This is a genomic window from Conyzicola sp. (assembly GCF_046714715.1).
Taxonomy (GTDB): domain Bacteria; phylum Actinomycetota; class Actinomycetes; order Actinomycetales; family Microbacteriaceae; genus Conyzicola.
Genome location: NZ_JBKKAD010000208.1, coordinates 1 through 8798, shown reverse-complemented (window position 1 = coordinate 8798; position 8798 = coordinate 1). Strand labels below are relative to the sequence as shown.

9 protein-coding genes and 1 pseudogene are annotated in these 8798 nt (G+C 69.6%); 6 read left to right on the top strand and 4 right to left on the bottom strand.

The features are described 5' to 3' along the window. Positions 1 to 1359 (bottom strand): M13 family metallopeptidase (locus ACLQ6X_RS16385; protein ID WP_411701212.1); only part of this gene is annotated, 1359 nt, incomplete at its 3' end. 139 nt (positions 1360 to 1498) lie between these two features. Here ACLQ6X_RS16385 and ACLQ6X_RS16380 point away from each other — a divergent pair. After that, positions 1499 to 2803: an MATE family efflux transporter gene (locus ACLQ6X_RS16380; RefSeq protein ID WP_411701211.1), complete on the top strand. Its 1305-nt coding sequence runs from the start codon at positions 1499 to 1501 to the stop codon at positions 2801 to 2803. Between the two features lie 87 nt (positions 2804 to 2890). Here the strand turns inward: ACLQ6X_RS16380 and ACLQ6X_RS16375 are convergent, their stop codons facing one another. Next, the gene (locus ACLQ6X_RS16375) at positions 2891 to 3961 is read right to left on the bottom strand and encodes a LacI family DNA-binding transcriptional regulator (RefSeq protein WP_411701210.1); all 1071 of its coding nucleotides are present in this window, start codon (positions 3959 to 3961) and stop codon (positions 2891 to 2893) included. Positions 3962 to 4028: 67 nt separating this feature from the next. Between ACLQ6X_RS16375 and ACLQ6X_RS16370 the strand changes: the two genes are divergently transcribed. Together ACLQ6X_RS16370 and nucS are read left to right on the top strand one after the other, a co-directional pair. Continuing rightward, positions 4029 to 5288 (top strand): MFS transporter, encoded by a 1260-nt coding sequence (locus ACLQ6X_RS16370; RefSeq protein WP_411701209.1) that lies wholly within the window; start codon positions 4029 to 4031, stop codon positions 5286 to 5288. Between the two features lie 169 nt (positions 5289 to 5457). Continuing rightward, positions 5458 to 6153 (top strand): endonuclease NucS, encoded by a 696-nt coding sequence (gene nucS, locus ACLQ6X_RS16365; protein ID WP_411701208.1) that lies wholly within the window; start codon positions 5458 to 5460, stop codon positions 6151 to 6153. Here the strand turns inward: nucS and ACLQ6X_RS16360 are convergent. Next, positions 6150 to 6656 carry a MarR family winged helix-turn-helix transcriptional regulator gene (locus ACLQ6X_RS16360; RefSeq protein ID WP_411701207.1) on the bottom strand — a complete coding sequence of 169 codons (507 nt, stop codon included), beginning with the start codon at positions 6654 to 6656 and terminating at the stop codon, positions 6150 to 6152. The genes nucS and ACLQ6X_RS16360 overlap by 4 nt on opposite strands. Positions 6657 to 6740: 84 nt before the next feature. Here ACLQ6X_RS16360 and ACLQ6X_RS16355 point away from each other — a divergent pair, with 84 nt between their 5' ends. Together ACLQ6X_RS16355 and ACLQ6X_RS16350 are read left to right on the top strand one after the other, a co-directional pair. Further along, positions 6741 to 7532 carry an SDR family NAD(P)-dependent oxidoreductase gene (locus tag ACLQ6X_RS16355; protein ID WP_411701206.1) on the top strand — a complete coding sequence of 264 codons (792 nt, stop codon included), beginning with the start codon at positions 6741 to 6743 and terminating at the stop codon, positions 7530 to 7532. A gap of 170 nt (positions 7533 to 7702) precedes the next feature. Beyond that, complete coding sequence (locus ACLQ6X_RS16350) at positions 7703 to 8359, top strand: HAD hydrolase-like protein (protein WP_411701205.1); 657 nt, start codon at positions 7703 to 7705, stop codon at positions 8357 to 8359. Here the strand turns inward: ACLQ6X_RS16350 and ACLQ6X_RS16345 are convergent. Then, positions 8356 to 8574, bottom strand: coding sequence for a hypothetical protein (locus tag ACLQ6X_RS16345; protein WP_411701204.1), 219 nt, complete (start codon positions 8572 to 8574; stop codon positions 8356 to 8358). The genes ACLQ6X_RS16350 and ACLQ6X_RS16345 overlap by 4 nt on opposite strands. A 66-nt stretch (positions 8575 to 8640) precedes the next feature. Here ACLQ6X_RS16345 and ACLQ6X_RS16340 point away from each other — a divergent pair. Then, positions 8641 to 8798: pseudogene (locus ACLQ6X_RS16340) on the top strand (MarR family transcriptional regulator); the annotation flags it as partial.

The following is an 8798-nucleotide window of genomic DNA, read 5'->3' as shown; positions in this document are numbered from 1 at the left end:
GGTCTGCGGCGTCATGAACCACTCGTCGCGGTCGAGCGGCTTGCCGATCTTGCCCAGCTCCCGCTGGAACTCGAACTCGTTGGTCGCCCGCACGTTGCCGAGCAGGTCGGCGGCGTCGATCTCGAGGGTCGAGTAGTCGCGCCACTTCGACGGGTAGCCGATCTTCGGGGTGAACTTGTCGAGCTTCTCGAGGGCGCGCTCGCGGGTCTGCTCGCCCATCCAGGTGAGCCCCGTGATGCTCTGCCGGTAGGCCTCGACCAGGTTGGCGACGAGAACGTCCATGCTCGCCTTGGCCTCCTCGGGGAAGTGCCGCTCGACGTAGATGCGGCCGACGGCCTCGCCGAGCGCACCCTCGACGAGCGAGACGCCGCGCTTCCAGCGGGCGCGCAGCTCGGGGGTTCCGGTGAGGGTCTTGCCGTAGAAGTCGAAGTTCGCGTCGACGAAGTCCTGGCTGAGGTAGGCGGCGTTCGAGCGGATGACCTGCCAGGCCAGCCAGTCGGTCCAGCTGTCGATGCGGTCGGAGCTGAGCAGGTCGGCGACGCCCGAGAGGAAGCTCGGCTGGCGCACGACGACTTCGTCGAAGGATGCCGCCGGCACGTCGAGAGCGGACTTCCAGATGTCGAAGTCGGCGCCGTCGGCGACCGCGTCGACCGAGGCGAGGGCGCGGGCATCGACCCACGGCATTGGGTTGTAGGTGGCCTCGCTGTCGCGGTTCTTCACGTTGTCCCAGTGGTGCCCCGCGAGGTCGGTCTCGAGCGCGAAGATGCGGGCGGCCGCCTCGGCCGCGTTGTCGCGACCGGCGAGCCGCAGCATCCGCTCGATGAATGCCACGTAGGCGGTGCGGATCTCGGCGAACTTCTCTTCGCGGAAGTAGCTCTCGTCGGGCAGGCCGATGCCGCCCTGCTCGAGGAAGACGCGGTAGCGCTCGGGGTTGCCCGGGTCGTTGTCGACGAAGACCTGCAGGAAACCGCTGGATCCGCGGCGTTCGAGCCGGCCGAGGGTGTCGAGCAGGTCTGGGATGGAGCCGACGGCGTCGACCTCCGCGAGCAGTGGCTCGAGCGGCGACGCTCCGAGGGCCTCGATGCGCGCCTCGTCGAGGAAGCTCGCGTACAGGTCGCCGAACTTGCGGTGCTCGCTGCCCGGCTCGGCCGACTGCGCCTCGACGATGATGTCGCGCACGGCCTTCTCGGCCTCCTCGGCGAGCACGTAGAAGGAGCCGTAGCGCGCCTTGTCGCTCGGGATCTCGGTGCGGGCGATCCATTTGCCGTTCACGTGGCGGAAGAGGTCGTCTTGCGGACGCACCGCCTGGTCGAGTTCATCGGTGAGGATTCCGGACGGGAGGGTGTTGTCGTCGCTCATGGGTTCCACTGTATTGCCGCGCGGTGGAGCTTGGAGGGATCGCGCCAGCGATACCGCAGGCGCCGCGCCGCAGGCGCCGCGCCGCAGGCGCCGCCGTCCCAGCGCCGACTGAGCCTGCGAAGGAGGGCAAAATAGCACAGTGACCCTCGACCGCGACATCAGACGGCTCGCCCTCCCGGCACTCGGCGCGCTCGTGGCCGAGCCGCTCTTCCTGCTCACCGACACCGCGCTCGTCGGCCACCTGGGCAGCGTGCCGCTCGCGGGGCTCGGCATCGCGAGCGTCGTGATCCAGACCGTCGTGGGCCTGCTCGTCTTCCTCGCCTACGCCACCACGCCGATGGTCGCCCGGCGGCTCGGCTTCGGCGACCTCACCGGCGCCGTGCGCGCGGGAATCGACGGCGTCTGGCTCGCCCTCGCCGTGGGAGCCGTGCTCGTGGCCGTCGGGGTGCCGCTGTCGGGCTGGCTCGTCGCACTGTTCGGCGCGTCCGCCGAGGTCACCGCGGCCGCGACCACCTACCTCGCGATCGCCCTGTGGGGCATCCCCGCGCTGCTGCTCACCCTCGCGGCGAGCGGCCTGCTGCGCGGCCTGCAGAACACCACCACCCCGCTCGTCGTCGCCGGCGTGGGCTTCGCCGCGAACGCCGTTCTGAACGCCCTGTTCATCTACGGCTTCGGCTGGGGCATCGCGGGATCGGCGATCGGCACGGTCGTCGCCAGCTGGGGCATGGCCGCGGCCTACCTCGTCATCATCGTGCGCTCGGCCCGGGCGACGGGAGCGTCGCTGACCCCGCACGTCTCCGGTCTCGGCAGCGCCCTGCGCAGCGGCGGCTGGCTGCTGCTGCGCACGGCGTCGCTGCGCGTGGCGATGCTCGCGACGGTGGTCGTCGCGACCGACTTCGGCACGCACGAGCTGGCGACCACGCAGATCGCGTTGACGATCTTCTCCACCCTGGCGTTCGTGCTGGACGCGCTCGCCATCACGGGCCAGGCGATGATCGGTCACGGGCTGGGCGCATCCGACCTGCCGCGCGTTCGTGCCATCACCACCCGCCTGCTGCACTTCGGAGTGGGCGGCGGCACCCTGCTCGGCGTGGCGATCGCCGCGCTCAGCCCGGTGCTGCCCGCGATCTTCACGACGGATGACACGATCTCCGGTGCCCTCACGGTGGTGTTGCTCGTGATGGCGGGCGGGATCCCGATCGCGGGTTACGTCTTCGTGCTCGACGGGGTGCTGATCGGCGCGGGCGACGCGAAGTACCTCGCGCTCACGGGCCTGGTGAACCTCGCCGTGTACCTGCCGCTGCTCTGGGCGGTCTCCGGCCTCGGCGGAACGGCGGGCATCGCCTGGCTCTGGGCGGCGTTCGGCTTCGGTTACATCGGCGCGCGGGCGGTCACGCTGGGCCTGCGCGCGCGGGGCGACCGCTGGATCGTGACCGGCGCCTGAGGCCAGCTGACCTCGTCGCGCCGTGTTTTTTCACCGCAGCGGCCGAATGTTCGGGCGCTGGTGTGAAAAAAAGCCGCGCAACCCCGGTCAGCGGGCGGGTGCCGGACCGGTCGTGGTGCCCAGGTGCAGCTCGCTCGTGAAGGCCGCCGGCTCGTCGGGCGCTGCGGCGAGGCTCGCCAGCACGGCGCGACCGGCGGCGCTGCCCTTCTCGACGGCGGGCTGCACGAGCGTCGTGAGATCGAGGTCGAGGCGCACGCCGTCGAAGCCGAGCACGCTCAGGTCGCCCGGCACGCTCAGGCCGAGCGCCTCGGCCGCCCGGATCACGCCCACGGCCAGCAGGTCGCTCTGGGCGATGACCGCAGTCGGGCGGTGGGGCCCCGACAGCAGCGCGCGGCCGGCGATCTCGCCCTCCTCGACCGTGCTGCCCGCCGCGACGACTCCCCCGGCGTCGGGATAGACGTCGCGCGCGCCGCGGATGCGCTGGGTCGCCGTGAACGCGGAACTCGCGGCCTCCCGCTCGGGGCTCAACGCGCCGCGCTCGTGATCGGGTCCGAGCGGCAGGGTGACGAGCGCCACCCGCTCGTGGCCGAGCCCGCGCAGGTGCTCCGCGCCGCGCCGGGTCGCGTCGCGGTTGTCGAGGTCGATCGGCACGACGCCTTTCATGCGCTCGGCCTCGATGGCGACGATCGGGATGCCACGCTGGCGCAGCGTCACGACGGACTGGTCGAGCCGCGTACTGCAGCCGATGAGCACGACGGCGTCCATGGGGGCGACGGAGATGTCGGCCGCTCCTCCGGTGTCGGTGAGCAGCAGAAGGGCGAGACCGGCGGTTCCCGTGACGTCGGCGATGCCGTCGAGCATGGCGATGTTCATCGGGTCGCGGAACGCGTCGGCGAGGCGGTCCTCGATCACGACGCCGATGATGCCGGAGCGCCCGCGCCGCAGCGACTGCGCGCGCGGGTCGGGCCCGGCGTAGTCGAGCTCGGCCGCCGCGGCGAGCACGCGCGCGCGGGTGGCGTCGGAGACCGGGCCGGCGCCGCTGAACGCGAGGGAGGCGGTGGACGCCGACACGCCCGCGAGGGCGGCGACCGCCGCGAGGTTGGGGCGCGGGGGTGCGGCGGGCGCATCCGCCCCGCCGATGGTTGCTTCGTCTCCCATAGCTTGCTAGCTTAGTCGAATAGATTCGATCGAATCGATTCGACCTCCTGATCCAGCGGAGACTCCCATGTCATCAACGCCAGCGCCGACGTCGGCAGCTAACTCCGCCGGCGGACTCGCCCGCCCCCAGGTCGTCGCCTGGCGCAACGCGATGTTCGTGATCTTCGCCCTATGCGGGCTCGCTCTCGCCAGCTGGGTCGCCCGGCTGCCCGCCGTGCGCGACGAACTGGGCGCGTCGACCCTCGACATGGGCGTGCTCATCTTCGGGCTGTCGTTCGGGTCGATCCTCGGCCTGCTGGTCTCGAGCCACGTCATCGCCCGGCTCGGCGCGCGCACGACCATGCGCTGGGGGTTCGCGATCGCCCCGATCGGACTCGCCACGGCGGGACTCGCCGCGACCGTCGGCCCGAGCTTCCCGGTGATCTTCGTCGGGCTCGCCGTATTCGGTGCCGCATTCAGCATCTGCGACGTGGGCATGAACGTGTCGGGCGCCGCCAACGAGCGCGCCCTCGGCCGGGCCATCATGCCGATCTACCACGCGTTCTTCAGTTTCGGCACGATCGTCGGCGCCGGCCTCGGCGCCTTGGCCGAGGCCCTGAACGTACCGATCGCCGCGCACATCGGCTTCGTCGCGATCGTCATCTTCGCGCTGGGTCAGGGCTCGCTGCGCTTCCTGCAGGACGAGAACTTCCTGGCCGACGGCGCCGAACCGGTCGCCGACGACGACCACTCGAAGAGCTGGCGCGGCCGTCTGAGCATCTGGCGCGACCCGCGCACGCTGCTGATCGGCGTCATCGTGCTCGGCATGGCTTTCGCCGAGGGATCCGCGAACGACTGGCTCACCCTCGCCATGGTCGACGGCCACGGAGTCAACGGCACGGTCGGCGCCCTGATGTTCGGCATCTTCGTCACGGCGATGACCGTCGGCCGCCTCAGCGGCGTCTTCCTGCTCGACCGGTTCGGGCGCGTTCCCGTGCTGCGCGGCTCGGCCGTGCTCGCCATCATCGGGCTCGTCATCGTGATCTTCGGCCCGAGCGCCGAGATCGCCATCGTGGGCATCGTGCTGTGGGGACTCGGCTCGTCGCTGGGCTTCCCGGTCGGCATGTCGGCCGCCGCCGACGACCCGAAGACCGCGGCCGCCCGGGTGAGCGCCGTCGCCACGATCGGCTACTGCGCGTTCCTGGTCGGCCCGCCGGTGATCGGCCTGCTCGGCGAGCACTTCGGCATCCTGCGGGCGCTGCTCGTGGTGCTGATCCTCGTGGTCGCCGCGGGGCTGGCGAGCGGCGCGGCCCGCGAGCCGAAGAACCCGGCCGTCGCCGAGGCGTGAGCCGCGGCATCCGCAATTCGCAACTCTCTCGTTCTTTGTTCGCAACTCAGGCAGAAAAATAGCCGGGAGACGCGACAGCCCCGAAAAACCGCGGATGCCACGGGCCGGCCCCGCGGTTCTGCCTGAGTTGCGAGCATGGCCGGGTCGCGAGCGCCGTTAAGATTGGCGGGTGCGCCTCGTTATAGCCAAGTGTTCCGTCGACTACGCCGGAAGGCTCAGTGCCCACCTGCCCGTGGCCACCCGGTTGCTGCTCGTGAAGGCCGACGGGAGTGTGCTCGTGCACTCCGACTCGCTGAGCTACAAGCCGCTCAACTGGATGAGCCCGCCGTGCACCCTGGCCCAGGTCGATCCCGAGCAGGCGCAGCTCGACGCCGGCGTCACCGAGATCTGGAAGGTCACGCAGGCGAAGACCGCCGACATGCTGGTGATCTCGATCCACGAGATCCTGCTCGACTCGACGCACGACCTGGGAATCGACCCCGGCCTGCAGAAGGACGGCGTCGAGAGCGACCTGCAGAAGCTGCTGGCCGAGCAGATCGAGCTGCTCGGCGACGGCTACCATCTGGTGCGGCGCGAGCACATGACCGCGATCGGTCCCGTGGACATTCTGGCGAAGGATGCCACGGGCGCCAGTGTCGCCGTCGAGATCAAGCGTCGCGGCGACATCGACGGCGTCGAACAGCTGACGCGCTACCTCGAGCTGATGAACCGCGACCCACACCTCGCGCCCGTCGTCGGCGTGTTCGCCGCGCAGGAGATCAAGCCGCAGGCCAGGATGCTGGCGCAGGACCGCGGCATCCGCTGCCTGCTGCTCGACTACGACGCGATGCGCGGCATGGACGACAGCCACTCGCGGCTGTTCTAGCGGCGCGGGGTGGCCTCCACCGGCGGCCGCCAGCCCTCCTGCTCGCGAATGGCGCGCTGGATTCGCGTGCCGATCTCGAGCAGTTGAGCCCGTTGAGCCTTAGTGAGCGGTTCGAGCACGAGCTGCCTGACAGAGTGCGTGTGCGCGGGAGTCGCCTCGGATAGGACGTTCCGGCCAGCAGCCGTAAGAGCGGCCAGTGTGGAGCGGCCGTCGGACGGATCGCGGGAGCGCCCGACCCACCCGCGGTTCTCAAGCCGCGACACGGCTCGGGAGAGACGCGAGAGCGAGCTGTTGGCGAACCCGGCGAGCTCACTCATACGCAATTGCGCGTCAGGCGCGTCCGCGAGCGCGTAGAGGATGCCGTACTCGAAGTGGGTGAGGTCGAAATCCCGGATGAGCGGGGCATCGAGTGCTGGGGGAAGCCACTCCAGCACCGTGGCGACGGCTGCCCAGGTGGCGAGGTCGTCGCCAGTGAGTTGGTGCGAGAGGCCTGGATCATCCATAGTCCAAGCCTAACGAATAACTTGCCTGAGCAAGTGAATGTGCTAGTTTTTTACTTGACTGGGCAACTAAATGAAAGGATGATCGTGGATCTTCAGCTTGCAGGCCGACGTGCGTTCATCAGCGGATCGACACAGGGCATCGGATACGCCATCGCGCGGACGCTCCTCCGCGAGGGTGCCGAGGTCGTCATCAACGGCCGTGACGACGCAAAGCTTCAGGCGTCGGTTCGCGGCCTCGCGGTGGAGGTGCCCGGCGGGCGCGTGACGGGGATTCCCGCGGACTTCGGCGACGCCGCCCAGGTGCAGCACCTTCTGGGCGTGCTCGGCACCGTCGACATCCTCGTCAACAACGTGGGCCTCTTCGAGGTGGCGCCGTTCGCACAGATACCGGACGATGACTGGGCTCGGTACTTCGAGATCAACCTCATGAGCGGCGTGCGACTGTCGCGACATCTGCTGCCCGGCATGCTCGCGGGCGGATGGGGCCGCATCCTCTTCATCGGGAGCGAGTCGGGGGTGAACGTCCCCGCCGACATGACGCACTACGGGGTGACCAAGGCCGGGATGCTCGCACTGAGCAACGGGCTCGCCAAGCTCACACGAGGCACGGCGGTGACCGTCAACACGATCCTCGGCGGACCCACCTACTCCGACGGCGTCGCGGGCGCGGTCAGCGACATCGCCGCGGCGCAGCAGCTCCCGACAGACTCGCTGAAGGCGGCGATCATCGGCGGCAACACGACGTCTCTCCTCGAGCGGTTCATCGAGCCTGACGAGATTGCGAACCTCGCCGCATATCTAGCGAGCCCGGTGTCCTCCGCAACGAACGGCGCCGCCCTGCGGGCCGACGGCGGGGTGTTGACAGGGACGCTGTGACGAGCGCCGCGATAGAAACCGGCATCGTGTCGCCGCTGGGCGAAAGCCTCAAAGAGCCAATCGGCGCGCTAGCCACTGGGCATACGACCACGAGGACGAGTTCGTCACGAGTCGCCACCGGTACGACTCGACGCAGTCCCGACATCTCGCCCGCCTAAACTGGGCGCAATATGACGACCCCATACAGCTGCATCCTGTTCGACCTCGACGGAACGATCGTCGACTCGGCGCCCGGAATCACCGCGACTCTCGCCTACATGTTCGAGCAGCTGGGCAAGCCGATCCCGTCGCCGAGCGAGCTGTTGCGCTACGTCGGGCCGCCGCTGCTCGACTCGTTCCGCGACCTCGCCGGGTTCACCCCCGAGGAGTCGGCGCGCGCCCTCGCGATCTACCGCGAGAAGTACCTCAACGTGGGCGCCTACGACGCGACGCAGTACCCCGGCGTCGGCGTGGTGCTGAAGGCCGTGCACGAGAGCCCGCTGCTGATGTCGCTCGCGACCTCGAAGCCCGAGACCCCGGCGACGCTCATCCTCGAGCACTTCAACCTGGCGCGCTACTTCGACGTGATTACCGGGGCGTCCGACGACGAGGTGCGCAGCGCGAAGAAGGACGTCGTGGCCGAGGCGCTGATTCGTCTCGCGGCGATGGGAGCCGACATCTCGCGGCCCGTGCTCATCGGCGACCGCGAGCACGACGTACACGGTGCCGCGGCGAACGGCGTGCCCACAATCTTCGTCGAGTGGGGCTACGGCTCGGTGGCCGAGCAGGCCGGATCGGTCGCCGTCGTGAAGACGCCGGAAGAACTCACGACGCTGCTGCTCGGCTAGTCGCCGGCGATCACAGCGGGGCAGTACATCCGTGTCGCGGTGTGGTCGGTGCTGCGGTCGAACCGGTGCTCGGCCATCGGCCGTGCGCACAGCGGGCACGCCTTCTCGGCAGTCGGCGGCAGCGGCGCCTCGTTGTAGGGCCCGAGCGGCGGGGGTCCGATGTACGGGAAAAGGGCGCCGTTGAGGCGGTCCCACCACGGCAGTCTGACCTTCACGATGTCCCTCGCACGCCTACTAGTCGCACTAACGATTAGTGCACTAACGATGAGTATACTCGGGGGATGACTTCCGTCGACCCCCTCGCCCTCGACCGCCAGGTCTGTTTCGCGCTGGCGACGGCGAACCGCAGCGTGATCAACCTCTACCGCCCGGTGCTCGAGGCGATCGGCCTCACGCACCCGCAGTACCTCGTGATGCTCGCGCTCTGGGAGCGCAGCCC